Here is a 24,237-nt window from a genome sequence, read left to right as displayed (position 1 = left end):
CATGGGGGTCCGACAGATCACGTCGAGACCGAGACCTCACCCGCGGTATCGATCTCGGTGCGCCGATCGCAGTCCGGTGCGTTCGCGAGCACCGTGGCGAGCACCCGCCGTCCCATCGGCAGCACCCGGACGGTGACCGAACCGACATTGGCCGCGTCCAATTCGCGGGTCGCGGATTCGATCACCTGCTGGCGCACCCACTTCGGGACCCCGGCGAAACCGCCGTCATCCAGCAGCACCACCTCGACCCCTCGTGAGCGCGCGCCGCGGGCGGCACTGCTCAGCTCGTCGGTCACCAGCTGGGGCGCGCGCAATCCGTCGCGCAGTTCGGCCTCGAGCAGTCGGCACTCCTCCCGCTCACATGCGGTGAGTTCCGCGCCGTCGGCAATGCGTTCCAGAATCGGGCGGGCCACCTTGTCGAGCCGGGCCAGTTGCCGATCGCGCTCACCGTTCTGCGCGGCCATAGTCGCCTCAGCGGCCGCGCGCATGGTCGCCTCCTCCCGCAGCAGCCGCAGCGAACGCTGCATCGGCCGCATGACCGCCGCGCCGATCGAGACCCCGGCCACCGTGGCGATCGGCACGATGGATCCGACCACCACGCGCAGTCCGGTCGTCGCGCCGACCACCGCGATCACCGCCGCGATCCCGGCCACACCCCACCACGCCGCACCCAAACGGCCGCGCAACACCAGCACCGCGAGCACATAGGACGAGGCGAATGCGGTCCAGACCTGTTTGGACGCGCCATGATCGATATCGACGGTGGTCAGCGCGGTCGCGAGCGGCCCGGCCGCGGCCACCGCGATCGCTGCGGGCAGTGGCAGCGGGTCGACCGGAATCACCAGGACCACCACCCCCGCCCCGACCAGCAGCACCAGCGCGATCAGGGCCAGAATCAGCGGCGATTCGGCGAAGTTGCGCGTCATGTAGAGCAGGATCGTCGCCTCGAAGATGACCAGGAACAGCCATGCCGACCGGTCCCGCAGACCGAGCAGGTCGCGCAGACCGAATTCGTTACCGGTGTCAGCCATCGCCACCCCAGACCAGGGTCACCGTGGTGCCCTCCCCCGGTTGGGATTCCACGAATCCGGCCCCACCGGCCAGTTGGCGCATCCGGCCGAGGATGCTCACCGAGACACCGAGCCGATCGGCGGGCACCCGATCCAGATCGAAACCCGCTCCGTCGTCACGGAATACGACCCGGATACCGCCCGCACTGATCGTCACCGTGACGGTGCGCCGCACATCGCGGCCCGCAACGGTGGCGTGGCGCAGACTATTTCGCGCCGACTCGGCGAGCGCGGCGGCGATGGTGCCAGCGGCTTGCACGGGCAGTCGCAGATCATCGAGTCCGGCCCAGCGCCGCGCGGTGAAGCGGATTGCCGGATTCACCTCGTACACTGCTGCGCGCAGGAAGCCGATCGCCGATTGCGCGTCCAAACGGTCGGGTTCGGTATTGGCGCCGCGACATTCGTCGAGTTGTTCGAGCGTGCGTTCGGCCTGACGGCGCAGTACCGGCGATTCGGCACCGGCACGCGAGGCATCGAGCAGCGTCGACAGCACCGCATCGTGGATGAGCGCGGCGAACCGGGCGCGCTCCCGATCCCGGGCCGCCGCACCGGCCACCGCAGCCGCACGCCGACTCGCGATAACCGATTCACGGTCCACCCGCGCGGCCGCCGCCAGCGCGTAGATACAGCACCAGAGGAAAAGCGCGCACAGGCCAGCGGCCCTGGCGAAGTCGTCGATCAGTGACCACACCGTCGCGTCGGGCACCACATACCGGTTCGCCAGCGCCGCGGCCGCGGCGGCAACCAGCAGATAGGCCACGGCCAGCGCCGGAGGCCAGGCCAGCACCGCGGCCAGCACACCGAGCGCGAGCACTCGATACATCCACACCGATGCGGTATCGGTCAGCGGTGCGGCGTAGATGAACGGCATGGTCGCAAGCGCCGCAAGGTAACTCACCGCGGCCGCGGCCGCCACCACGCGGATCACCCTGGTGCCCATCGCGATCGATACGACCGCGAGCACCGGGAACCATCCCAGCGCCACGCCGACCACTACGCTCGCCCACGGGCTGGAGACGAATTTGACCTGGTCGGCGATATCGGGCAGTTCGACGATCGCGACGATCACTCCGGCGATGCCGACGGCCAGACCCATGCGGCGCAGAATGCGATCCGAGGCCGCCTCGACAATCTTCTGCCTGGACACCGCGGCCCGCCCACGGCGCCACCGACTCGCCCGGAATGGGTCGAGCGCGGCCGAACTCGCGGTTGGTGATGAGGTGTCCAGCATGCTGGACGCGGTCATCCCCGGGTCTGCCGCTCGGGAACTGGTAGCCATCCGTCCTCTACCGCCCGCTTGTAGAGGTCGGTTTTGGTGGGAGCCGGACGCCCCGCATCGGCGTACTTCTGCCGGATGCGCCCCAGATAGTCGTTGACGGTCTGTTCGGAGAGTCCGGTCAGCCGCGCGACGCGGGAGGCCTTCTCACCGGAGGCGTAGAGCGTGAGCACCTCTTCCTGGCGCGGGCTCAGACCCACGTCGGACAGCTGCGGATCACCATCGATGGCGGCAGCCCAGTCGGTGGTCACCACCTGCTCACCCGAGGCGGCGCGACGCACCGCCGCGACCACGGTCGGCGCATCCTCGGACTTGCGCACCACGCCGAGTACACCGGCCTTCGCGGCGGCACGCACCAGGAACGCGTTATCCGCGCCGGTGAATACCAGGACCTCCACGCCGCGGTTGCGCAGCGCGCGCACATTGTCTTCCGGCGAGGATCCATCGGCCAATCGCAGATCGAGGACGACCAGATCCAGCGGCGCGCTATTCGCCGCCGCCGCAAGTAGTTCCGGTACGGTCCCCGCTGTCAGCACCAGATCGAGATCGGATTCCGGCGCCAGCATCGCGGCCAGCCCGATCGCCACCGATTCGTGGTCCTCGACCAACCCGATTCGGCGCGGTGTTGTTTCGCCCCCTTCGGCCCACATCACCTCGACACTCCGTTCCCGAGCAAACTCGTCCACATCCCCACCGTTACAACGTCATCTCGTAGTATGCCCGGCTGCCGCGGCGACCTGTCAGACACCAAAATTCGGGGGCCGTCACGCCATGAGGTGCGCCGCGACGGTCGCCCCGAGCTCCCAGCAGCGCTGAAGATCGTCCTTGGAGGGCGGGCCCATCACGATAACCGGCGCCGCGACCTTCTCCCAGCCGAGCCCGTTGGTCACGCTGACCACTCCGCGTTCGGCCCCTTCGGTGCCCTCATTGCCGTGCAGGTAGAAGCCGAACGGCCGACCACGCGTCGAGTCCAGACACGGGTAGTAGAAGGTATCGAACGCATGCTTGAGCGCACCGGACATATAACCGAGATTTGCCGGGCTACCGAGCAGATAACCATCCGCGCCCAACACATCGCTGGCGGTAACCGCCAGCGCCGCCCGGCGTTCCACCTCGACACCCTCGATCTCCGGATCTGTCGCACCGGACACCACGGCCTCGAACATCGCCTGCATATGCGGTGACGGAGTGTGATGAATGATCAGCAGCCGAGACACATCCAGCAGCGTACTGCGGCACTCGAGTTAAGGGTGGGACGCCAGCACACCATTGAGCCAAAAATCGGGCGTATTCCAGGGCGTCTAGCTATTGACTGGCGACAAAAGTAGAGGAAAATTAAGGGTTACACCGGAATACCGGAAAGTGCCGAACTGTCGGACGAAGACGTTCGTAGACATCGGAGACACCTTCCAGGATCTGGCCAGGCCCCCGGCAAGTCAGTCGAATATCGGAGTAATCAACGACGGTTGAGACTCACGAATTCGATGGAGACTACCGGGGACTGATCTGTTCGGGGGTCTTCGTTCGGCAGTCGCGTGATCAATCCGCGCGCTGATCGCTTTCGATCTTCTCCAGCGCGACTGCGCGCCGCATGGTTTCCCGGGCGCGGCTGCGGTCACCGGCGTAGTCGTAGGCGCGGGCGAGGCGGTAGGAGACGCGCCAGTTGTCGGGATCGGCCTCCCACTCCTGTTTGACCTGGTTGAACAGTTGGTCGGCGGCTTCACGTTCGATGCGGCCGGAGGGGCGGCGGGGTAGTTCGGAGGTGTCGAGTTCCAGGCCCTCCTCGTGGATGCGACGGGCCAGATGCTGGTGGGCCATGGCAGCGCGGACGGTGGCCACGACGATCCAGACGCCGAGCAGCGGCAGGATCAGCACACCGACGCCGATGATCACGGCGGGCGCGTCACCGGAACCGATCAGGCTGATCGCGATGCGGCCGAGCAGCACAAAATAGAAGCCCAGCACGACGACCAGGACCGCGATGAACAAGACGACCTTGCGGACCTCGGTGCCGCGGCCCGCCTCGACCGGTTCCGGGGCGTTCATGACTCCACCTCGCTGCGCTCGCTCACAGATCCAGGAAGGGGTCGAGCCCGACGGTCAGGCCGGGGCGGTTCGCGATCTGGCGCACGCCGAGCAGCACACCGGGGGCGAAGGAGGAGCGGTCGATGGAATCGTGCCGGATGGTGAGGGTTTCGCCCTGGGTGCCGAACAGCACCTCTTGGTGCGCGACAAGTCCGGCCAGGCGCACCGAATGCACCCGGACGCCGTCGACGTCGGCGCCGCGCGCACCGTCGAGTTCCTGGGTGGTGGCGTCGGGGCTGCGGCCGACTCCGGCCTTGTCCCGGGCCGCGGCGATCAGGCCTGCGGTGCGGTAGGCGGTACCCGAGGGGGCGTCGAGCTTATTCGGGTGGTGCAGTTCGATGACCTCGACCGAATCGAAGAATCGGGCCGCCTGTTCGGCGAAGCGCATGGACAGCACCGCGCCGATGGCGAAGTTCGGGGCGATCAGCACACCGGTCTCCGGTTGCCCGGCCAGCCAGCCGCGCACCTCGTCCAGGCGCGCCGCGTCGAATCCGGTGGTGCCGACGACCGCGTGAATCCCGCGTTCCACCAGAAACTTCAGATTCCCCATCACCACATCGGGATTGGTGAAGTCGACGACCACCTGCGTCCCGGACTCGGTGAACGCCTCCAGCGAATCGTCCTTATCGACGGTAGCGACCAACTCCAGATCGCCCGCCGCCTGCACCGCCTCGCAGATAGCCTGCCCGACTTTTCCGCGCGCACCGAGCACTCCGACCCGAATGGTCACCGCACCTCCTCATTCGCCTGCTGTCCCCGCAAGCCTATCGACCCTGCTCACATCCCCCTCCGCTGACCTCCCGCCGGGTACGCATGACTACGTTTCACTGCTAGGCGGCCATATTTTCGGCCATCCTTTCGAGCAGGCGGACCGTCTCGCCGTACTGCTCATCGGTAATGCCGTCGAGCATGGCGCGGCGGCGCTTGCCGATCAGGGCGAAGGCTTCCTGATGGGTGGTGCGGCCCGCTGCGGTGAGGGCCAAGGTGCCCGAATCGTCGGTGATGTCGCCGCGATCTACCAGATACGCGAGTTGAATGTCCCACTCCGACAGGTCGTTCCAGAATGGCGCAAGACCGTCGCGGACATCGGCGGCGGGGCGGGGGCCTTCGGCCAACGAGTTGAGCATCTGCCAGTGCCGACGAGTCAGCCCGGCGGCGGCCAGGTCGTCCTCGAAGCGGGCATTGATCAGGCGATCGAGTTCCTTGAGCCAGTAACCGATCGGGCGTTGTGCGGCCATGATTCCTCCGATACATGTAGAATTACAACTACATGCAATATGACATGAAAGTGGAGAGAATGGAAGAGCACGATGTAGTCACCGAGGCCGTCGAGGCGGCAATGGTCCGGATTCGGCGACGTCAGACGCGGGGGGCACTCGGCAAGGATTCGCCGGTGCCCATCGCGGTCTTCCGGGTGCTGGACGCGGTGGCCGGTACCAGCGCAGCTAGCGTCGGAGCCCTCGCCCCCACGCTGGGCGTCGATCAGCCGCGCGCGAGTCGCCTTGTCGCCCAAGCGGTTTCATCCGGACATCTCGAACGGGTCGCGGATCAGCAGGACGGCAGGCGAGCCGTCCTGCGGCTGACCCCCACCGGGCACGCCGTCGTGACCGCGGCCCGCAATGGCCGCCGCGCCGCAATGGCGGCCGCGATGTCGGACTGGACCGATCGCGAGCGCACCGAATTCGCCCGCCTGCTGGGACAATTCGTCGACGCACTGGACAGGCGGGAAACCTGAGCATCCCGATCGCCGCCGTAATCCAGCACACAGGCCAGGTAGCGGGTGTCCCGAAAGGGCACCGCGGGTGGACTACTCGAACACGATCACTTGCCGCAGCGCATGCCCTGCGGCCAGTTCGTCCATGGCATGGTTGATTTCGTCCAACCCGACATGGGAGGACACCAGCTTCTCGACGGGCAGGCGACCCGCGCGCCACATGCGGACGTATTCGGGGATGTCACGCGATGGGACTGCCGAGCCGAGATAGCTGCCGATGATGGTGCGCCCCTGGGCGACCAGGGCGAGAGGTGAAATGCTCGCGCGGGCATCGGGGGCGGGCAGGCCGACGGTGACTGTCGTACCGCCGGGTCCCGTTGCGGCGATGGCGGTTTCGAAGGCACGGACATTGCCCGCGGCCTCGACAACGACATCGGCCACGATGCCCTGTTCCGCGATTTCGGCCGGTGTGTAAGCGGCGGTTGCGCCGAGTTCCTTTGCAAGAGCGAGCTTTTCCGCGACAGTATCGACGGCGATCACCTCGTGCTCGCCCAGCGACACCGCGACGAGCACCGCCGCCATCCCGACGCCACCGAGCCCGACCACCATGATCCGGTCGGCCGGACCAGGCTTCACGGAATTGAGCAGCGCCCCGCCACCCGTCAGTACCGCGCAACCCAACACCGCCGCGACCTCCGGCGGCACATCGGCATCGACCGGCACCACCGATCGGCGATCGACGACGGCATGCGTGGCGAAGGCGGACACCCCGAGATGATGGTGTACCTCAGTACCCGCGCGGTGCAGCCGCCGCCCACCATTCAATAGCTCACCTGCATTATTGGCCGCACTGCCCGGCCCACATGGCGTGCGGCCCTCGCTGGCGCAGCCCGCGCACTCCCCGCAGCGCGGCAGAAAGGTCATCACCACGCGCTGCCCCATCGCGAGATCACTGCCGCCGGGCCCCACCGCCTCGACAATGCCCGCCGCCTCGTGCCCGAGCAGCATCGGCACCGGTCGCACCCGGTTTCCATCCACCACCGACAGGTCCGAATGACACAGTCCGGCGGCCTCGATGCGCACCAGCAGCTCCCCTGGCCCCGGCTCGCCGAGGTCCAGTTCACAGACGGTGATCGGCGCCGACTCGGCGAACGGCACGGGCGCTGCGATCCGCTCCAGGACCGCCCCTCGAATCTTCATCCCACGACGCTACCGCGCGGCATCGCAGCCAGCGAAGTGGGTCACAGCCGGAAACGCGCTCGACGAATGATGGTCCCGATCACTCGAGGGTGGCACGGTGGGAACCGATTCGCTAGCCTCGACGCCCGTGACGGTGCTCCCGTAGGCCGCCTTGTACCGAGCCCGGGGTCGGGACCGTCACGACATAAGGAGTAATCCCCTGTCAGTACAGTTCAATCACACCATCGTCGGCTGTCACGACCATCGAGCGTCCGCCGAATTCTGGTCGGACATCCTGGGTTTGGAACTGGGCAAAGAGTGGGGCCCGTTCATCCCGCTTCCCACGGGTAATGGAGTCACCTTCGACTTCGCGAACGTGCCACCACACATCACCGAAATCCAGCCCCAGCACTACGCATTCCTGATCTCCGAGGCCGAGTTCGACGCGGCCTACGCCAAGATCCAGCGCTACAAACTGGAGCACTGGGCCGATCCACGGCAACAGGGCGTCAACGAGATCAACCACAATGACGGCGGTCGTGGCGTCTACTTCCTCGACCCCAACGGTCACTTCCTGGAGCTGATCACCGTCCCGTACGGCGGTTGGCCGACGTAGTGCGCCCGTCGGGGCAGCCGCGCACGCGGGTGCCCCGACACGACACCAGAAGACCCACGATTCGGCGCTGCCGCAGCACCAGTGATCTCGCGCATCCAACTGAAGCCGTCTACGAGCTGATCGCAGGCAAGATCGCCGACGATCTGCTCGCGAAATACACACTGGGCCATCTGAACGCGCAGTCCTGGCCTGCCGTGAAGCCCGACGCACGGGTGAGCATCACCCCGCGGCGGTCGGCGGCCAGGGATTGGGTTTGACGCTGGTCGGTTTGCGAGTGGGCACGTCATCCCAGTCGAAATGCGTGCCCACCCAGGCCTTCGGGCGATCGAAGTGGATTTCCTGGGCGGCGAAACGGGTGCCGAGGAACGAGATACCGCCGAAGAAGTCACCCTCGGTGAAGTCGACCATGCGCCCGCCGAACACGGTCCGCGGGAACCTGATATCACCGTGGAACTCCGCCCGCGAGAAGTCCGTTTCGCGGGTGCCCCGGTTGCGTAATCGATTCGGCGTGCCCACTCTGGCCTCGTCAAAGGCGGTGAGCGTGGCGTAGAACTGTGCGCTTTTGAATGTGACACGGGGACTCGTGAATTCGGCGCGGTCGAAGGCGATGTGGTCACCATCGAAGGCAGCCCGCTCGAACGAGGTCAGCTCGGCCCGGAACTTCACGTCCTGGAACGAGGTTCGGGCGCCGAGGAAACGTACGCCGCTGAAGTCGGTGCGCGGACCCCGGAAGGTCGCGCCCTCGAACGATGCCGGATCTTCGAAGGTGACCTCGGCGAAGGTGGTGCCGACACCTGCCGGTTCACGCCGCTCCATGCGATCGGACCCGAACCCCGCGCGATCGAACAGCGCCGGACCCGCCCGAAAGGTCGCGCCGCGGAAGGTCAGATGCAGCCCGGCGAAGCTCGCGAACTCGAAGGTGGTCGGTCCGATGAAGGTCGCTCCGGCAAATGACGTATGCCGTCCCCGGAACACCGCATACCGAAAGTCCGCCTGCTCGATCACCGCGTTATTGAAGGTGAATGTGCACGCCGACCACGAGATCTCCGCCGACGGCTTCAGATGTTGTGCGATCACTCGCACGATCGCGCGACGCACCTCCCGATCATTGCGCCGGAATTCGTAGACCCGCTCGACCTTGACCCCGGCTTCCTCCGCCGACTCGGCCCGCGAGACAAGATGATTCGCCCCATCGGCCGGTTCGTACGGCAGCTGCAGATATCCGCACATCACATCGATGCACTGCTGTCTTCGACTCGGTGCCGAGAATTCGTCCGCTACCCCCGCCATCGCATAGACCCCGGCGATCCGAACCGCCGCATCCGCATCCCCCAACTGCCGTGCCGCCGCCCCGAACAACTCCGCGAACCGTCCCCGCTCCAGATCCCGCTGCCGCCGATACGCCACCACCAGCGCGACCGCCCCGCCAACTCCGGCCGCCACCGATAGCGCGATCTTGGTGAGGTCCAACTGATTCGGGGTCTCGGCCTTCGCACCCAATAGCCACCACAACAACCACCAGGTCAGCCCGGCGATCACCAATCCGCCGACCACCGCACCGAACACCGCGAGCAACAATGCCGCGCGGTGTAGTCGGTCGCCCAACCGCCCCCATCGCATCACCGCATGTTAGCCGGATTGTCGCTCGCCCACTACCGGATGAGATCGGCCGAGTCTGTGCCCCTTGGGTTTTCGACTACCGATTGCGCCGCAGACCCAGCCCCGCTGCCACCAGGCAGGCGAAGGCGACCGCACCGACGAACCACGGGAACACTTCGCTCAGCCCCCACTCGGTCGCCGCCCATCCGGCCAGGATGGTCGGCAGTGCCATGGCCGTGTAGGCGAGCAGGTAGTACGCCGACATGGTCTCGCCCCGCTTGTGCTGCGGCACAACCTCGGACAGATGCCGCAGCGAACCACCGAATCCGAGCCCGAAGGTCGCGCCGAGCAACACTCCGGCCAGCAGCACCACGACCCAGTTGCCGGTGTGCAAGGCGGGCACCGTCAACACCAGCGCCACCGCCATGCCGGTATCGCCGCCGATCGCCGCGCGCCGCGCCGGAATTCCGGTCGCGAACAGCTGAGCCGTGGCACCGGCCACCGCGGTCGAGGCGACGACCGCACCACCGAAGACCAGATTGTGAATGCCCGTCTCCGCCGAAGCGAGCGAAGGATACAGCGACAGCAGCACACCGAGCACCGACCAGGCCGCCATGACGCCCAGTGCCGAGAACCAGAAGTCACCGCGAATCTCCTGCGGCACTGCCGGTTTCGCGATCCGGATGCGTCCGGCCACCCGCGCGGTATGCGGTTCGCGCAATGCGATGACGCCGAGTCCGATGAGCAGGCACACCACGGTGATCACGACGTAGGGCGTGCGCAGCGGATGCGGCGCGTACTGTGCCAGCACCGCCGACCCCAGAATCGCCACGGCCATACCGACATTGAAGGCAACGCCACTGAGCTGCCCCGACCGCGCACCGTGCTTCGGACGCAGATCGAGCAGCGCCGCGGCACCGGCCACCACGGTCGAGCCGACCGCCAGTCCGTGCAGCGCCCGCGCCACCAACAGCATCGCGACATTATCGGCCAGCAGGAAGACCACCAGCCCGATGATCATGGTCGCGAACGCACCGAGCAGCACCGGCTTGCGGCCGACCACATCGGAGATACGCCCCGAGACCAGCACCGCGGCCAGCGCCGCGAATGCGTAGACCGCGAAGACGAATGTCGTCGTCAGCGGCGAGAAATGCCATTCCTTCTGGTACATGCCGTACAGCGGCGCGGGCACCCCGGAGACGCCGAGGGCCACGCCACTCGCCACCAGAATCAGCGCGTAGGCCCAGCGCTGAGAGGTCTGCTGGTCGGCCGCCACCGTCATTGTCGCTGCCATCGGAACCCCGATCAGGTAAGTTTGATGATGATCGAACCATAGAGACGATACAGCCGGTACGATGGTCATCAAACCACTGTGAGGTAGATCATGACCGAAACTAAGGAATCGGCCACCGAGGCACCGCCGGTTGCCTCATTACCCGCCGTGCTCGGAGCACTACAGGATCCGGTGCGATTGGAGATGGTCCGCCGACTCAGCAATGCGGGCACCGCCATGCGCTGTGGTGCGCTCTACGAGGTGATCAACAAATCGACCGCGACCCACCACTTCAAGATCCTGCGCGAAGCCGGTGTTATCGAGCGACTGATCATCGACGGCCAGACCTGCCAGCGCCTGCGCTCCGAGGATCTCGACAATGCCCTGCCGGGCCTGCTGCCCTCGATCGTCGACGCCGCCAATCGCGCCCGCAGCGACTGATCCGCGGTCGGCCGACCGCCCGTCGTCGCTTCCGACACCACGGCGAACATAGAGCGCCGCGCCAACCGCACAAGCGTCGAAACGTGATCGCGGACCCACATTTGCAGATCGAGGACCGGAGCGAATCACTCCGGCCCCCAGGGATCTACTTCAGCTCTCGACCAATCGCCGCACCGCGGCGGGCAATTCCCGAGTCCGCCGGTACGGCCCGGCCACGGAAGCCGCGAACGGCCGCGCCAGCAGGGTGCGGGCGATTGCCGAAACCTCCTCGGTGGTCACCGCATCGATGCGGGCCAGCGTCTCCGAAACGCTGCGGTGATTGCCGTAACTCAGTTCGCTGCGACCGATCCGGTTCATGCGCGACGCCGAATCCTCCAGCCCCAGCACCAGTCCGCCACGCAACGAACCCTTGGCGCGCGCGCATTCCGCATCGGTGATCCCGTTGGCCGCGATCTCTTCGAGCACGCCGCGCGCCAGTGATGCCACCTTGCCGAGATTTTCCGGCTGGCAGCCGATGTACACCGAGAACGCACCGGTATCGGCGAAGGTGTCCACGCTGGAGTACACCGAGTACGCCAGCCCGCGCTCCTCCCGAATGCGTTGGAACAGACGCGAACTCAGCCCGCCGCCGACGACGGTATTGAGCACCGACAGCGGCCAGCGCCGCTCCCCCTCGTGCCGCCCGAAGGCACGCACGCCGAAGGCCAAATGCGCCTGTTCGCTGTCGCGGTGGCTCCAGTGCAGCTGCGGCACGCTGTGCGGTCGAAACCGGCCCTCGCGCCGTCGGGCGGGTTCGGCGGACGGATCGAGCCGAGGGGCGAAGGCACGGTGTACCAGTTCCACGGTGTGGTCGTGCTCCACATTGCCCGCGACCGCGACGACCATCCGGTCCGGCCGATAGCGACGCAGATGGAAACCGCGCAATTGCGCGGCATTCATCGCCTCGACGGTTTCGACGGAGCCGATCACCGGACGCCCGATCGGATGATCACCGAAGAGCGCGGACAGGAAGGCGTCGCCGACCAGATCCTCCGGATCGTCGTCGCGCATGGCGATCTCCTCGAGCACCACCTGTCGTTCGACGTCCACATCCTCGGCCCGGCACAGGCCGTTGAGTACGACATCGGAGACCATATCCACGGCCAGCGGCAGATCCTCGTCGAGGACGTGGGCGTAGTAGCAGGTCTGCTCCTTCGCGGTGAACGCGTTGAGTTCGCCGCCGACCGCATCCATCGCCTGCGCAATATCGAGCGCCGAGCGAGTCGGAGTCGCCTTGAACAGCAAGTGTTCTAGAAAGTGCGCCGCGCCCGCGACCGTTGCGCCTTCATCGCGCGAGCCGACCCCGACCCACACACCGATCGATGCCGAACGCACGCCGGGCACATGTTCGGTAACCACACGCAGACCGCCGGGTAGCACGGTCCGCCGTACTCCGGAGTCGCTGCCCCGCATCTGATCCATCCGCAGCTCCGGAGACGAACCCCCCTGCTCGCCGCGGAGCAGAGGGGTTGCCGTCTTCTTCTTCGTCACAGAGACAAGTACTACTCGGTCTCCGCCGGGCCCGCATCAACGGCGTCGGCCGCCGCAGGCTCGTCGGCGTTCTCATCGACGGGAACCAGCGAAATCTTGCCGCGGTTGTCGATATCGGCGATCTCCACGCGCAGCTTGTCGCCGACGTTCACCACGTCCTCGACCTTGGCCACGCGCTTGCCGTTGCCCAGCTTGGAGATGTGCACCAGGCCGTCGCGGCCGGGCAGCAGCGAGACAAACGCGCCGAAGGCGGTGGTCTTGACGACCGTGCCGAGGAAGCGCTCGCCGACCTTCGGCAGCTGCGGGTTCGCGATGGCGTTGATCTGGTCGATCGCCGCCTGCGCCGCGGGGCCGTTGGTCGCACCGACGTAGACGGTGCCGTCATCTTCGATCGAGATATTGGCGCCGGTCTCCTCGGTGATCTGGTTGATCACCTTGCCCTTCGGGCCGATGACCTCACCGATCTTGTCGACCGGGATCTTGATCGCGGTGACGCGCGGTGCGTACGGGCTCATCTCGTCCGGAGTGGCGATGGCCTCGGCCATGACCTCCAGGATGGTGGTGCGGGCATCGTGCGCCTGGCTCAGCGCGCCGGCCAGCACCTGCGAGGGGATGCCGTCCAGCTTGGTGTCCAGCTGCAGCGCGGTGACGAAGTCCGGGGTGCCGGCGACCTTGAAGTCCATATCACCGAAGGCATCCTCGGCGCCGAGGATATCGGTCAGCGCGACGTAGCGGACCTCCGCCTCACCCTTGTCGTTGGTGATGGTGTCCGACACCAGGCCCATGGCGATACCGGCGACCGGCGCCTTCAGCGGCACACCGGCGTTCAGCAGCGACAGGGTCGAGGCACAGACCGAACCCATCGAGGTGGAACCGTTGGAGCCCAACGCTTCCGAGACCTGACGGATGGCGTAGGGGAACTCTTCCTGACTCGGCAGCACCGGGATGAGCGCCCGCTCGGCCAGCGCGCCGTGGCCGATCTCGCGACGCTTCGGCGAACCGACGCGACCGGTCTCACCGGTGGAGAACGGCGGGAAGTTGTAGTGGTGCATGTACCGCTTGGAGGTCTCCGGGCCGAGCGAGTCGACCTGCTGGGCCATCTTCACCATATCGAGGGTGGTGACGCCCATGATCTGGGTCTCGCCACGCTCGAACAGCGCCGAACCGTGGGCGCGCGGGATCACGGCGACCTCGGCCGACAGTGCACGGATATCGGCCAGACCGCGACCGTCGATGCGGAAGCCGTCGGACAGAATGCGCTGGCGCACCAGCTTCTTGGTGACCGAGCGGAATGCCGCGCCCAACTCCTTCTCACGACCGGTGAAGTCGTCGGCCAGGCGGGTCAGCACATCCAGCTTGATCTCGTCGATCTTCGCCTCGCGCTCCTGCTTGTCCGCGATGCTCAGCGCCTCGCCCAGCTCACGCTTGGCGGTGCCCTCGACGGCCTCGTAGACATCGGCCTCGTACGGCGGGAAGAGCGGGAACTCCTCGGTCGGCTTGGACGCCAGCGAGGCCAGATCCTGCTGTGCCTTGCACAGGCGGGCGATGAACGGCTTGGCGGCCTCGAGGCCCTGCGCCACCACGGCCTCGGTCGGCGCCTGCGCACCGTCCGCGACCAATGCGATGACCTTATCGGTGGCCTCCGCCTCGACCATCATGATTGCGACGTCGCCGGACTCGACGACCCGACCCGCGACCACCATGTCGAAGACCGCGCCCTCGAGCTGCTCGACGGTCGGGAATGCGACCCACTGGCCGTCGATCAGCGCGACGCGCACGCCGCCGACCGGGCCGGAGAACGGCAGGCCCGCGATCTGAGTGGACGCGGACGCGGCGTTGATGGCCACGACGTCGTACAGATCGTTCGGGTTCAGGCTCAGCACGGTGACCACGACCTGGATCTCATTGCGCAGGCCGTCGACGAAGGACGGACGCAGCGGACGGTCGATCAGGCGGCAGGTCAGGATCGCGTCGGTGGAGGGGCGACCCTCACGACGGAAGAACGAACCCGGAATGCGGCCCGCGGCGTACATGCGCTCTTCGACGTCGACCGTCAGCGGGAAGAAGTCGAACTGGTCCTTGGGGTGCTTGCCCGCGGTGGTCGCGGACAGCAGCATGGTCTCGTCATCCAGGTAGGCGACGACGGATCCGGCGGCCTGACGGGCCAGGCGACCGGTCTCGAAGCGTACGGTGCGGGTTCCGAAGGTGCCGTTATCGATCAGCGCGACGGACTCGAACACACCGGGTTCGACCTCAATGGCCGACGATGTAGTTGTCTCTGACATTTTTCTGCTCTCAACCTCTCGTCTTCGCTGGATCGAGCGCATCGGGGCGCGATCCAGCTCTCGTCAGCCGTACCGGATACGGACGCGCAGCAACCCTCCTGGTTGCGACGCGCACACCCGGCCGAATCCCCTTGGAAACGGCGACGCGGAGGCGGTCATCGATCGAAGCCCGCCGACGGCATCGCGCCTGTCGGGAGGCCACTACCGAAGACCGACGCCACGCAGGCGGGTGCATACGGCTGTGCAATGTTGTCGTGCAAACGGGGCGTGTATACCCCTCATACACAAATAGCCAACGGGGAGATTGTACGTCTCCCCGTCGGCTACCTGATCGACCGCCTCGGGTAGGTAGCGTGTCGAACGCTTCCGCGCCCGACCCGGCCACCGCGGAGCGAGTCCTATGAGCGACGTTCGCGGCGCTGCGGGCGCTGCGAATCGCGCGAAATTACCGGCGCAGGCCGAGGCGCTCGATGAGCGAACGGTAGCGGTGGATGTCCTTGTCCGCGAGGTACTTCGACAGCCGCTTGCGACGACCGATCAGCGCCATCAGGCCGTGGCGGGTGTGGTGGTCGTGCTTGTGCTTCTTCAGGTGCTCGGTGATATCGGCGATCCGCTTGGACAGCAGCGCGATCTGCGCCTCCGGAGAACCGGTGTCCTTCTCGTGCAGGCCGTACTCGGCGAGAATCGCCGACTTCTGCTCGGTGGTCAGCGCCATGGGGCATCCACTCCTATTTCTCAGTTCCGCGCTCGAGGATTCCGGTCAACCGGCCGGGTGCCGCCGCGGACCGCAGCAAACCCGAGGATCCACCTTACCGGATTCGGTTCGCCGTACCGAATTCAGTGCGCCGAGCCGAATCGCGCGAGCAAACTCGCTGCTGGGAGCGTCAGTCGATGGTGGTAAGGACCTTGCGGGCGTTTTCCACGTCGCGACCCATCGCCTCGAGCAGTTCATCGATGGAGTCGAACTTGCGCATGCCGCGCAGGTGCTCGACGAAATCCACGGCGACATGCTGGCCGTACAGATCGGCCTCCCGGTCGAGGACGTACGCCTCGACGGTGCGGGCCCGCCCGGAGAAGGTGGGATTGGTGCCGATCGAGATCGCGGCCATGGCCCGCTCCCCCGGCGTCACGGTGCCGATGGTCGGACCGGGACCGAGCACGGTGAACCAACCCGCGTAGACCCCGTCGGCGGGGATGGCGGCATACATGGGCGGGGCGATATTCGCGGTCGGGAATCCGAGCTCGCGGCCGCGGCCGTCGCCGTGCACGACCACGCCCTCGACGCGATGCGGACGACCGAGCGCCTCGGCGGCCGCCGCCATATCGCCCGCGTCGACGCAGGCTCGGATGTAGGTCGAGGAGAAGGTGACCGCGTGCTCGCTGAGCAACTTCACACCGTCGACCTCGAAGCCGAAGCGCTCACCCAGTTCGCGCATGGTGTCGATGGTGCCAGCGGCCTTCTTGCCGAAGGTGAAATTGTCACCGACCACGACCTCGGCCACATGCAACCGCTCGACCAGGAGATCGTGCACATAGCTCGCCGGGGTCAGCTTCATGAATTCGTGGGTGAAGGGCATCACGCAGAACACGTCGACGCCGAGTTCCTCGGCCAATTCCGCACGCCGGGTCAGGGTGGTCAGCTGCGCCGGATGTGAACCGGGACGCACCACTTCCATCGGGTGCGGGTCGAAGGTCATCAACACTGCCGGAACACCCCGCGCGGCAGCGGACTTCACCGCCCTGCTGATCAGCTGCGCGTGGCCGCGATGCACACCGTCGAATACACCGATCGTGAGTACGCACCGCCCCCAGTCCGCGGGTATGTCGTCGAGGCTTCGCCATCTCTGCACAGTCCGCAGCCTACGCAAAACAGGTGTCGAACAGTATTCGGAGGTGCCGATCCACACACGATTCCGTGCCGCTCGTGTACACCCGGTGAATCGCTGGGTGCACTCGAGTGGCGTGATGTGTGAATCGCCCGTCATATGCATAAGCTCGAACATGTGCCCGGTAAACGAGACATCGCAACCCGACGCGAGCTGGCCGACACCGCAGCGCAGCCGACCGAGACCACAGGCCCCCACGGCAGCACCGCAACGATTGCGCCGGAGCTCACCTCGGTCGCCCAGGACTATTTGAAAGTGATCTGGACCGCTCAGGAGTGGTCACAGGAAAAGGTGTCGACGAAGCTGCTCGCCGAACGGATCGGCGTCTCGGCCTCCACCGTCTCCGAGGCGGTCCGCAAGCTGGCCGATCAGGGCCTCGTCGAACACGCCCGATACGGGTCCATCACCCTGACCGAGCACGGCCGCCGCGCCGCCGTCGCCATGGTGCGTCGGCATCGGCTGATCGAAACCTTCCTCGTCAATGAACTCGGCTACGGCTGGGACGAGGTGCACGATGAGGCCGAGGTGCTCGAACATGCAGTCTCCGAACTGCTGATGGCGCGCATCGACGCGAAACTCGGCTATCCGGACCGGGATCCGCACGGCGATCCCATTCCGTCGGCCGACGGCGCGGTGCCCACCCCACCGGCCCGCCAGCTCAGCGACTTTCGCGCGGGCGAATCCGGCCATGTCGCACGGATTTCCGATGCGGATCCGGATATGCTGCGCTACTTCGATTCCGTCGGCATCGCGCTGGATACCCCGATCGTGGTGGTGGAACGCCGAGACTTCGCGGGCACCATTGCAATTCGCATCGCGGACCGGACCATTGATCTGGGCAGCCCGGCGGCCGAGGCCATCTGGCTCAGCACCCGGGACTGAACAGGTCGGCGGAAATAGTGCTGCCGGCTGTCGGCCGCGACGGCTTCGGGGCGCAGGCAGGCTTTGCCCCCTCGGAGGACCCGACGAAAAGTCAGCGGGACAGGAAATCCAGCAGCGCACGGAATTCGGACGGAGACAGGTAGCCATCCCCGTCGGTGTCCGCGGCTGCCAGCAATGATTCGGCGGGCTCGTCGATCAGGCCCGCACCGATATGGCGGATGAGGGATTCGAGTTCTTCGACCGAGATCTTGCCATCGCCATTGATATCGAAAACCCGGAAGGCCGCGTCGGCATCGGTGACCTCGATACGCCCGCCGACCAGTGCGGCGTCGAATTCGGCCCGGGAGACCAGGAAGTCACCGTTGGTGTCGGCGGCGGCGACCATGCGTTCGACGGCCTCGTCATCGACTTCCAGTCCGAGCGAACGGATTCCGGTGGTGATGTCCTCGACCGACACCAGACCGTCGCCGTCGCGATCCCAGAGTTCGAACGTATCGACGGGTTGTTCGCTCATTACCCCACTGCCTTCTTCGCACTGTCCACCGCGGCCGCCGCAGCACACCGGGCTGCGCACGGCCACGGCCCACTGTACGGATTGCCGTGCCAGCGAACGACTCCAGCCGATGGGTTCCGATTCAGCCTGCGGCGGTGACGCGCTCGACACCGGACGCCGCGCGCTTCTCGTCGGCGGTGGCGAGCCAGAAGAAGATCGGTGGTAGCACCAATTCGATTGCGGTCAGCACGATTTGGAACCAGTGCGGCCAGCCGTAGACGGCGACGGAGATCAGCCGAGCGACGCCGCTGAGCAGGAAGATTCCGGCGAGCCAGTGCACCGCAAGCGCCGGGATGGGGACCTGGCGCGCGGCCCAGATCCAGGCGACGCCGTAGCCGACGAAGATACCGCCGAAGAAGCGGGTCTGACTATCGGCGGTGACGCCGGAGGAGCCCATATCGGGGATGCCGTCGATACCGGCGGCCATGTGGAAGATGCCGATCCCCACGATGGCGATGCCCATCGCCATGGACAGCCATTTGAGTGCCGTGGCCATGAATTCCTCCCTTCACTAGTAGACGTTTGTCTACTAAGCCAAATACTACGACCGTTAGTAGACAAACGTCAACTAAGCTTCGAGGGGTGACCCGCCGCCGCCTCGCCCCCGACGAACGCCGCCGCCTGCTGCTGAACGCGGGCGCGAAATTGTTCGCCGAACGCGCCTACGACGCGGTGCTGATGGAGGACGTCGCGGCGGCGGCCGGGGTCTCGCGCGCCCTGCTCTACCGCCATTTCCCGACCAAACGCGATCTCTTCGCCGGCGTCTACCAACTGGCCGCGGATCAGCTGCTGGTCGCCACCAAACTCGACACCGAAACCCCGCTACCCGAACAGCTCGCGGCCGGACTCGACGAACACTTCGACTATTTCGAGGCCAATGCCAATACCGTGGTCGCCGCCAATCGCCTGCTAGCGGGCGATCCGACGATCCAGGCGATCATCTCGGGCGAACTCGGCGAACTTCGCGTTCGCCTACTCGATGTGATGGGCGTGGAAGGGCCCACCCGCGAGCTCACCTCATCGATCCTGACGAGCTGGCTGACCTTCGTCCGCGTCCTGTCGGTCGACTGGCTGGAAAACCGCACCTGCACACGCACCGAACTCCGCAATATCTGCGTCGGCGCCCTGCTCGGCGCTTTGGAACCGCTCGGCGCATTGGAAGCGCGTGGTGCGGTTACAGATTCGAAGGACGCACGACCATAACCGAGGCCGCGCGCTTACCGCTCTCCCGCAATAGCGCGATCGCGCGTCCGGCGGGGTCGATGGCGGCGTAGACGCCGGTGATGCCGACCGGTTCGAGCCACCGGCCGTTGCGCAGATCCTCGGCCTGCTCGTCATCGATATCGCGGCGTGGGAACGCGGTTCGGATGGCGTCGTCGATATCCAGACTCAACAGCGATTCCTCGGACTCGGCCGCCGCGGCCAATTCGTCCAGGGTTCTGGCGTGTTCGAGGGTGAACGGCCCGACCCTGGTGCGGCGCAGCGCGGTCAGATGCCCGCCGACGCCGAGCGAAGCACCGAGATCGCGGGCGAGGGCACGGATGTAGGTGCCGGAGGAACATTCGACGACCACGTCCAGATCGACGAATGTCGAACTATCCCGGCGGGCCAGGATATCGAAGCGAGAGACGGTGACCGGTCGAGCGGCGAGCTGCACCTCCTCACCCGCACGGTGCCGGGCGTACGCGCGCTCACCGTTCACCTTGATGGCGCTGACCGTAGCCGGAACCTGCTCGATGGCACCGGTCAATTTCGCGGTGTACGTCGCGATTTCGGCATCGCTGAGATGGGTCGCCGATGTGGTCGCGAGCACCTCGCCCTCGGCATCGTCGGTGCTGGTGGCCTGGCCGAGCCGGATGGTCGCGGTATAGGCCTTGGTGGTCAAGGTGAGCAGGCCGAGCAGTTTGGTCGCGCGCTCGACGCCGAGCACCAGCACACCGGTGGCCATCGGATCGAGCGTCCCGGCATGTCCGACCTTCTTGGTGCGCAGTAGCTTCCGGCACTTCGCGACGACATCGTGGCTGGTCCAGCCGCCGTCCTTATCGACGATCAGCAGACCGCCCAGGGCATCGATACGCGTGTCGGCCATCAGGTGTGCACGATCGCGGTCAGGATGAGCCCATCACCGATCATCCAGCGGCCGTCGAAGGAAACCAGTGCCGCGCCACCGTCATTGACCTGGCCGGGTACCAGGATCTGGCTGTGGAACGTGCCGGAGCCGGCACCGTCGGAGCTCTCATCGATGGTGAAGGTGATGTGGGCGTCCTCGAAGCCGAGCCAGCGCGCGGTCAACGGGAACCATGCCTTGTAGGTGGCTTCCTTCGCGCAGAACAGCAGGCGGTCCAGGTGCAGGCCGGAGCCGTCGAGGGTGGACAACCAGTCCCGCTCGGGCGGCAGGCTCACCGAACCCAGGACGCCCTCGGGCAGGGTGCCGTGCGGTTCGGCATCGATGCCGATCGAGCGGAACCGCAGTTTGTGACCCAATGCCGCCGCCCGGTAGCCGTCACAGTGCGTCAGGCTGCCGACGATCCCGCGCGGCCATATCGGCACACCGCGTTCGCCCTTGCCGATCGCGACCGGTGGCTCGCCCAGCTCCTGCAGTGCGAGCCGGGCACAGTGCCGCGCACCGATGAAGTCGCGGCGACGCTTCTCCACCGACTTCTCGATGAGATGCGCCTCCGCCGGGTGCGGCTGCAAATCCTCCGGGTACGCAAACAGTTCCGCCGAAGCAACACCCGCGGGAAGAATTTTCTCGATCATCACCGACGAGCCTAGTCGAGCCGCCCAGCCGACAGTCGCCTCGGGAGGCACGGAGCACCTCTCGGCGCAACGGCGCCGTCAGGCTCACACACCACGACGGCGCTGGGCCTTTTCTCGCATCTCGGCGGCCGCGGCCTCCATCTCGGGCGTGACCTCGAAGTGGCCGCCCCACTTGTTCAGCGAGCCCGGCGGATACTCCGGCGTCGGGAGGATTTGACGCAACAGGCGGTCCGGCAGCCCGCGCCGCTGCCATTCCCGCGGATAGCCCAGCGACACCTCCTCGAAGCGCACGCCGTCGTAGTGGGAGGTGCGCGGGATGTGCAGGTGGCCGTAGACCGAGCAGACCACGTTGTAGCTGGTGTGCCAGTCGGCGGTCAGGTCGGTGCCGCACCAGAGCGCGAACTCCGGGTACCACAGCACGTCGGTGGGCTCGCGGACCAGCGGGAAGTGATTGATCAGCACGACCGGCGTCTCCGGTGCCAGCGCGTCGAGTTTGCGCTTGGTCACCTGGACCCGGGCGTGGCACCAGGCGTCCCGCGTCAGATACGGGTCCGGCGACAGCAGGAATTCGTCGGTGGCCACCACATTGCGCTCACGCGCCAGGGCCAGTCCCTCGGCCTTGGTCCTGGTGCCCTTGGGCAGGAACGAGTAGTCGTAGAGCAGGAACATCGGGACCAGCGTCACCTGCCCGCCGTACGGCTCCGAACCCGCGCCGGTCCACACCGGGAACGGATCCTCCGGTGTGATCACGTCGAGGTCCCGGCAGATCGACACCAGGTACTCGTAGCGTGCGACGCCGTGCATCTGCACCGGATCCTTCGCCGTGGTCCACAACTCGTGGTTGCCCGGTACCCAGATCACCTTGGCGAAGCGACCGCGCAGCAGCTCCAGCGCCCAACGAATATCATCGGACTTCTCCGCCACGTCCCCGGCCACAATGAGCCAGTCCTCGGGCGAATCCGCCCGAATCTGCTCGACAACCGGCCGATTCCCCTGGTGCCCGACGTGAATGTCGCTCACCGCCATCAACTTGGGTATCACCACACCTACATTGGCACATCCACGCGGGTTGCCGCCGTTCGGCTCGATGATCATGGGCGATGCCGATCCACTACCGGCCGCGTTCGTATGGTCGGTCCGGGGCTTCGATGCGCCGATAGTCGCTGACGACGAAGGTCGGCGTCCGGTCCGGATCCCGCTGGGCACTGCCGGTTTCGACGACACCCCGAACCTCGAGCCACGCGTCGTCCTCGATCACCTCCCGCATCCCGGCCAGATGTACGAGCACATATCGGGCATCGGCGACACAGCAGGTGATGACCACGCGCGCCAGATCGGCATCGGGCGCGTCCGGATGCTGTTGTTCGAGGTCCTTGGGCCGGATGACGAAACCTCTGATGGTGACCTCGCGACCGTCCAGGGAATGGCTGGAGTCCTGCAGGGCCCGCTCCACCAGATCCACGATCGGAAGCGCCGGCGCGGGCTCCGGCGGCAGCGGCGGGAATGCCAACAGCTTCGGTTGCGCCGCAGGTAGATCGCGCGGAGCGACTTGGACGGGGGAACTGGTCACCGCCGCGCCTGCGCCCAGGGCGGGCGGGGCGATCAGCAGGAGCGCGGCGGCCGGCGCGAGCAGCAGCCATTGCGCGCGGCCGGAGCCGTGCTCATGGCCGTGGTCGCCGTGCACCTGGCCACGGCCGTGAATGTCGCTGGGGCCGTGGGTGTCGGTGTGGGCGAACATATCGCTGTGGCTGCGCGCGTCTACGCGGCCGTGCGGATCGCTGAGGCCGTGCTGGTCCGCGTGGCTGAGCACATCGCCACCGCCGAGTTCATCACCGCGACCGAAGGCGTAATCCCGCTCGTCAAATGCTTTGCCGCAGTGGATATCTCGTATGATCGCCACCATCGCGAGCAAGACGAAGCCGACGCCGCTGACTAGTAGGTACAGGTAGAGGCTCGGTTTCACATAGCGCAGGTAGCTCCCGTCCAGTGTGATCCACAGCACCGCGGCACCGATGAGCAGCAACAGCAGATTCTGTGTCTCCCGCTTCATCGGGCACCTCCCAGGAAGACATATCCGGCTACCGTGCCGCAGGCCACGGCGACCACGAAGGTCAATGGCGCGAAGCGCAGGGCGAACCGCCGTCCGAAACTGCCCGCCTGCATGGCGAACAGCTTCACATCGACCGCCGGTCCTACCACCAGGAAGACCAGCCGCGGCAGCAGGGGCAGTGTCGACATGCTCGCCGCGACGAACGCGTCGGCCTCCGAGCACAACGCGAGCACGATCGCCAGCACCGCCATGACCAGGATCGCAATCACCAGCTGCCCGGCCAACCGCTCGTACCAGGCGGGCGGAACCAGTACATGCAACGCCGCGGCCGCCGCCGCGCCGAGTACGAGAAATGCGCTGGCCTGCAACAGATCGTGACGCGCGGCCTCGGTGCAGACTTCCCACCGGGTCCGCCCCGCCACGCAATGCTCGCGACCGGAGCCGCGCGGCAGCAGCCAGGCCGGACGCCCGATCCGCGACCAGATCAGCCCCATCACCACCGATGTGGCCAGCGAACCGGTGAACCGCGCGCCCACCATCCCGGGCTCGCCGGGAAACGCCACCGCCGTCGCGATCAACACCACCGGATTGATCGCGGGTGCCGACAGCATGAACGCCAATGCGACCGAGCCCGGTGCACCCTGATCGGTCAGCCGCCGCGCCACCGGCACGACACCGCACTCACATCCGGGCAGCGCCATCCCGGCCAGTCCGGCCATACCGATCGCCGCTGGCTCATTGCGCGGCAACACCTTTCGCAGCACCGCGGGTGATACGAAGGCCGCGATGCCCCCGCTCACCAAAACCCCGAGCGCGAGAAATGGCACCGCTTGCACGAAGACACCCGCGAAGATGGTCACCGCGGTCTGCAGTCGTGTCGAAGCCCCCACCGCCCGCACCAGCGGCGCCTGTAGCACCAGTCCGAGGATGATCAGCGCGGCGAGCACGTACGTCGAGGACACCCGTGTCCGTACCGAATTCACAGCGTTCTGTGCGAGCACGTCCCCCATCCTGCCTGGTTCGATCGATAAATCCCGG

At 66.5% G+C, this 24,237-nt stretch carries 27 protein-coding genes; 6 read left to right on the top strand and 21 right to left on the bottom strand.

Features of this window, described 5'->3' with window-relative positions; all coding sequences use genetic code 11:
- Positions 1-17 precede the first annotated feature (17 nt).
- The 7 genes from ABZ293_RS06065 to ABZ293_RS06035 all read right to left on the bottom strand — a co-directional run bounded on the left by ABZ293_RS06065 (position 18) and on the right by ABZ293_RS06035 (position 5,669).
- Positions 18-1,031, bottom strand: a complete 1,014-nt coding sequence (locus tag ABZ293_RS06065; RefSeq protein WP_355177712.1) for a hypothetical protein — start codon at positions 1,029-1,031, stop codon at positions 18-20.
- Positions 1,024-2,217, bottom strand: coding sequence for an ATP-binding protein (locus ABZ293_RS06060; RefSeq protein WP_355177710.1), 1,194 nt, complete (start codon positions 2,215-2,217; stop codon positions 1,024-1,026). The genes ABZ293_RS06065 and ABZ293_RS06060 overlap by 8 nt, the downstream gene beginning before the upstream one ends.
- A gap of 95 nt (positions 2,218-2,312) precedes the next feature.
- On the bottom strand, positions 2,313-2,996 hold the full coding sequence (locus ABZ293_RS06055; RefSeq protein WP_355177891.1) for a response regulator transcription factor: 684 nt from the start codon (positions 2,994-2,996) through the stop codon (positions 2,313-2,315).
- A 114-nt stretch (positions 2,997-3,110) separates the two neighbouring features.
- The gene (locus ABZ293_RS06050; protein ID WP_355177708.1) at positions 3,111-3,563 is read right to left on the bottom strand and encodes a flavodoxin family protein; all 453 of its coding nucleotides are present in this window, start codon (positions 3,561-3,563) and stop codon (positions 3,111-3,113) included.
- Between the two features lie 322 nt (positions 3,564-3,885).
- Positions 3,886-4,392 carry a hypothetical protein gene (locus ABZ293_RS06045; protein ID WP_355177706.1) on the bottom strand — a complete coding sequence of 169 codons (507 nt, stop codon included), beginning with the start codon at positions 4,390-4,392 and terminating at the stop codon, positions 3,886-3,888.
- 22 nt (positions 4,393-4,414) lie between these two features.
- A complete protein-coding gene (gene dapB, locus ABZ293_RS06040; RefSeq protein ID WP_355177704.1) occupies positions 4,415-5,161 on the bottom strand; it encodes a 4-hydroxy-tetrahydrodipicolinate reductase in 747 nt (248 codons plus the stop codon).
- Positions 5,162-5,261: 100 nt separating this feature from the next.
- Positions 5,262-5,669, bottom strand: coding sequence for a MarR family transcriptional regulator (locus ABZ293_RS06035; RefSeq protein WP_355177702.1), 408 nt, complete (start codon positions 5,667-5,669; stop codon positions 5,262-5,264).
- 59 nt (positions 5,670-5,728) lie between these two features.
- Here ABZ293_RS06035 and ABZ293_RS06030 point away from each other — a divergent pair, with 59 nt between their 5' ends.
- Positions 5,729-6,166, top strand: a complete 438-nt coding sequence (locus ABZ293_RS06030) for a MarR family winged helix-turn-helix transcriptional regulator (protein ID WP_355177700.1) — start codon at positions 5,729-5,731, stop codon at positions 6,164-6,166.
- Positions 6,167-6,238: 72 nt separating this feature from the next.
- Here the strand turns inward: ABZ293_RS06030 and ABZ293_RS06025 are convergent, their stop codons facing one another.
- On the bottom strand, positions 6,239-7,345 hold the full coding sequence (locus ABZ293_RS06025; protein ID WP_355177698.1) for a zinc-binding dehydrogenase: 1,107 nt from the start codon (positions 7,343-7,345) through the stop codon (positions 6,239-6,241).
- Between the two features lie 199 nt (positions 7,346-7,544).
- Between ABZ293_RS06025 and ABZ293_RS06020 the strand changes: the two genes are divergently transcribed.
- Positions 7,545-7,940: a VOC family protein gene (locus ABZ293_RS06020; RefSeq protein ID WP_355177889.1), complete on the top strand. Its 396-nt coding sequence runs from the start codon at positions 7,545-7,547 to the stop codon at positions 7,938-7,940.
- Positions 7,928-8,197, top strand: a complete 270-nt coding sequence (locus ABZ293_RS06015) for a hypothetical protein (protein ID WP_355177696.1) — start codon at positions 7,928-7,930, stop codon at positions 8,195-8,197. Before ABZ293_RS06020 ends, ABZ293_RS06015 begins: the two co-directional genes overlap by 13 nt.
- On the opposite strand, the gene ABZ293_RS06010 is transcribed toward ABZ293_RS06015, so the two are convergent.
- Positions 8,160-9,560, bottom strand: coding sequence for a pentapeptide repeat-containing protein (locus ABZ293_RS06010; RefSeq protein ID WP_355177694.1), 1,401 nt, complete (start codon positions 9,558-9,560; stop codon positions 8,160-8,162). The genes ABZ293_RS06015 and ABZ293_RS06010 overlap by 38 nt on opposite strands.
- Before the next feature lie 76 nt (positions 9,561-9,636).
- Positions 9,637-10,902 carry an MFS transporter gene (locus ABZ293_RS06005; protein WP_355177692.1) on the bottom strand — a complete coding sequence of 422 codons (1,266 nt, stop codon included), beginning with the start codon at positions 10,900-10,902 and terminating at the stop codon, positions 9,637-9,639.
- A 21-nt stretch (positions 10,903-10,923) separates the two neighbouring features.
- Here ABZ293_RS06005 and ABZ293_RS06000 point away from each other — a divergent pair, with 21 nt between their 5' ends.
- Positions 10,924-11,253, top strand: a complete 330-nt coding sequence (locus ABZ293_RS06000) for an ArsR family transcriptional regulator (RefSeq protein ID WP_354960496.1) — start codon at positions 10,924-10,926, stop codon at positions 11,251-11,253.
- 150 nt (positions 11,254-11,403) lie between these two features.
- Here ABZ293_RS06000 and ABZ293_RS05995 read toward each other — a convergent pair whose 3' ends face one another.
- From ABZ293_RS05995 to ABZ293_RS05980, 4 genes are all read right to left on the bottom strand, one after another.
- Positions 11,404-12,714: a pitrilysin family protein gene (locus ABZ293_RS05995; protein WP_355177690.1), complete on the bottom strand. Its 1,311-nt coding sequence runs from the start codon at positions 12,712-12,714 to the stop codon at positions 11,404-11,406.
- An 80-nt stretch (positions 12,715-12,794) separates the two neighbouring features.
- Positions 12,795-15,068 carry a polyribonucleotide nucleotidyltransferase gene (locus ABZ293_RS05990; RefSeq protein ID WP_355177688.1) on the bottom strand — a complete coding sequence of 758 codons (2,274 nt, stop codon included), beginning with the start codon at positions 15,066-15,068 and terminating at the stop codon, positions 12,795-12,797.
- Positions 15,069-15,513: 445 nt separating this feature from the next.
- Positions 15,514-15,783, bottom strand: a complete 270-nt coding sequence (rpsO, locus tag ABZ293_RS05985) for a 30S ribosomal protein S15 (RefSeq protein WP_355177686.1) — start codon at positions 15,781-15,783, stop codon at positions 15,514-15,516.
- A 169-nt stretch (positions 15,784-15,952) separates the two neighbouring features.
- The gene (locus tag ABZ293_RS05980; protein ID WP_355177684.1) at positions 15,953-16,918 is read right to left on the bottom strand and encodes a bifunctional riboflavin kinase/FAD synthetase; all 966 of its coding nucleotides are present in this window, start codon (positions 16,916-16,918) and stop codon (positions 15,953-15,955) included.
- Positions 16,919-17,053: 135 nt separating this feature from the next.
- Here ABZ293_RS05980 and mntR point away from each other — a divergent pair, with 135 nt between their 5' ends.
- Positions 17,054-17,836 (top strand): manganese-binding transcriptional regulator MntR, encoded by a 783-nt coding sequence (gene mntR / locus ABZ293_RS05975; protein ID WP_355177682.1) that lies wholly within the window; start codon positions 17,054-17,056, stop codon positions 17,834-17,836.
- 91 nt (positions 17,837-17,927) lie between these two features.
- Here the strand turns inward: mntR and ABZ293_RS05970 are convergent, their stop codons facing one another.
- Positions 17,928-18,350: an EF-hand domain-containing protein gene (locus tag ABZ293_RS05970; RefSeq protein ID WP_355177680.1), complete on the bottom strand. Its 423-nt coding sequence runs from the start codon at positions 18,348-18,350 to the stop codon at positions 17,928-17,930.
- Positions 18,351-18,471: 121 nt separating this feature from the next.
- Entirely contained in the window at positions 18,472-18,885 is a 414-nt protein-coding gene (locus ABZ293_RS05965; protein WP_355177678.1) for a DUF4345 domain-containing protein, read from the bottom strand.
- Between the two features lie 86 nt (positions 18,886-18,971).
- On the opposite strand from ABZ293_RS05965, the gene ABZ293_RS05960 reads away from it, so the two are divergent.
- Positions 18,972-19,592 (top strand): helix-turn-helix domain-containing protein, encoded by a 621-nt coding sequence (locus ABZ293_RS05960; RefSeq protein ID WP_355177676.1) that lies wholly within the window; start codon positions 18,972-18,974, stop codon positions 19,590-19,592.
- On the opposite strand, the gene truB is transcribed toward ABZ293_RS05960, so the two are convergent.
- From truB to ABZ293_RS05935, 5 genes are all read right to left on the bottom strand, one after another.
- Positions 19,564-20,478 carry a tRNA pseudouridine(55) synthase TruB gene (truB, locus tag ABZ293_RS05955; RefSeq protein WP_355177674.1) on the bottom strand — a complete coding sequence of 305 codons (915 nt, stop codon included), beginning with the start codon at positions 20,476-20,478 and terminating at the stop codon, positions 19,564-19,566. The two genes, ABZ293_RS05960 and truB, sit on opposite strands and share 29 nt — an antisense overlap.
- On the bottom strand, positions 20,478-21,149 hold the full coding sequence (gene npt, locus ABZ293_RS05950; RefSeq protein ID WP_355177672.1) for a 4'-phosphopantetheinyl transferase Npt: 672 nt from the start codon (positions 21,147-21,149) through the stop codon (positions 20,478-20,480). The genes truB and npt overlap by 1 nt, the downstream gene beginning before the upstream one ends.
- An 84-nt stretch (positions 21,150-21,233) precedes the next feature.
- On the bottom strand, positions 21,234-22,190 hold the full coding sequence (locus ABZ293_RS05945; RefSeq protein ID WP_355177887.1) for a metallophosphoesterase: 957 nt from the start codon (positions 22,188-22,190) through the stop codon (positions 21,234-21,236).
- A 70-nt stretch (positions 22,191-22,260) separates the two neighbouring features.
- Positions 22,261-23,199 carry a TIGR03943 family protein gene (locus ABZ293_RS05940; RefSeq protein ID WP_355177670.1) on the bottom strand — a complete coding sequence of 313 codons (939 nt, stop codon included), beginning with the start codon at positions 23,197-23,199 and terminating at the stop codon, positions 22,261-22,263.
- The gene (locus tag ABZ293_RS05935; protein ID WP_355177668.1) at positions 23,196-24,209 is read right to left on the bottom strand and encodes a permease; all 1,014 of its coding nucleotides are present in this window, start codon (positions 24,207-24,209) and stop codon (positions 23,196-23,198) included. Before ABZ293_RS05935 ends, ABZ293_RS05940 begins: the two co-directional genes overlap by 4 nt.
- Between the last annotated feature and the right edge of the window lie 28 nt (positions 24,210-24,237).

Source organism: Nocardia sp. NPDC005998, from assembly GCF_040614395.1.
Lineage (GTDB): Bacteria > Actinomycetota > Actinomycetes > Mycobacteriales > Mycobacteriaceae > Nocardia.
The sequence above is the reverse complement of the archived record's forward strand: the minus strand, read 5'-3'. Positions and strand labels throughout refer to the sequence as shown.

What these genes read in the sequence shown, in the direction of transcription:
- ABZ293_RS05970 (WP_355177680.1), bottom strand. Translation starts at nt 18,350, where the DNA reads ATGAGCGAACAACCCGTCGATACGTTCGAACTCTGGGATCGCGACGGC.
- ABZ293_RS05940 (WP_355177670.1), bottom strand. Translation starts at nt 23,199, where the DNA reads ATGAAGCGGGAGACACAGAATCTGCTGTTGCTGCTCATCGGTGCCGCG.
- ABZ293_RS06055 (WP_355177891.1), bottom strand. Translation starts at nt 2,996, where the DNA reads ATGTGGGCCGAAGGGGGCGAAACAACACCGCGCCGAATCGGGTTGGTC.
- ABZ293_RS06025 (WP_355177698.1), bottom strand. Translation starts at nt 7,345, where the DNA reads ATGAAGATTCGAGGGGCGGTCCTGGAGCGGATCGCAGCGCCCGTGCCG.
- ABZ293_RS05990 (WP_355177688.1), bottom strand. Translation starts at nt 15,068, where the DNA reads ATGTCAGAGACAACTACATCGTCGGCCATTGAGGTCGAACCCGGTGTG.
- ABZ293_RS06065 (WP_355177712.1), bottom strand. Translation starts at nt 1,031, where the DNA reads ATGGCTGACACCGGTAACGAATTCGGTCTGCGCGACCTGCTCGGTCTG.
- ABZ293_RS06010 (WP_355177694.1), bottom strand. Translation starts at nt 9,560, where the DNA reads ATGCGATGGGGGCGGTTGGGCGACCGACTACACCGCGCGGCATTGTTG.
- ABZ293_RS05995 (WP_355177690.1), bottom strand. Translation starts at nt 12,714, where the DNA reads ATGGATCAGATGCGGGGCAGCGACTCCGGAGTACGGCGGACCGTGCTA.
- truB (WP_355177674.1), bottom strand. Translation starts at nt 20,478, where the DNA reads ATGGCCGACACGCGTATCGATGCCCTGGGCGGTCTGCTGATCGTCGAT.
- mntR (WP_355177682.1), top strand. Translation starts at nt 17,054, where the DNA reads ATGCATAAGCTCGAACATGTGCCCGGTAAACGAGACATCGCAACCCGA.
- ABZ293_RS06030 (WP_355177700.1), top strand. Translation starts at nt 5,729, where the DNA reads ATGGAAGAGCACGATGTAGTCACCGAGGCCGTCGAGGCGGCAATGGTC.
- ABZ293_RS05935 (WP_355177668.1), bottom strand. Translation starts at nt 24,209, where the DNA reads ATGGGGGACGTGCTCGCACAGAACGCTGTGAATTCGGTACGGACACGG.
- ABZ293_RS06000 (WP_354960496.1), top strand. Translation starts at nt 10,924, where the DNA reads ATGACCGAAACTAAGGAATCGGCCACCGAGGCACCGCCGGTTGCCTCA.
- ABZ293_RS06045 (WP_355177706.1), bottom strand. Translation starts at nt 4,392, where the DNA reads ATGAACGCCCCGGAACCGGTCGAGGCGGGCCGCGGCACCGAGGTCCGC.
- rpsO (WP_355177686.1), bottom strand. Translation starts at nt 15,783, where the DNA reads ATGGCGCTGACCACCGAGCAGAAGTCGGCGATTCTCGCCGAGTACGGC.
- ABZ293_RS05965 (WP_355177678.1), bottom strand. Translation starts at nt 18,885, where the DNA reads ATGGCCACGGCACTCAAATGGCTGTCCATGGCGATGGGCATCGCCATC.
- ABZ293_RS06005 (WP_355177692.1), bottom strand. Translation starts at nt 10,902, where the DNA reads ATGACCATCGTACCGGCTGTATCGTCTCTATGGTTCGATCATCATCAA.
- ABZ293_RS06035 (WP_355177702.1), bottom strand. Translation starts at nt 5,669, where the DNA reads ATGGCCGCACAACGCCCGATCGGTTACTGGCTCAAGGAACTCGATCGC.
- npt (WP_355177672.1), bottom strand. Translation starts at nt 21,149, where the DNA reads ATGATCGAGAAAATTCTTCCCGCGGGTGTTGCTTCGGCGGAACTGTTT.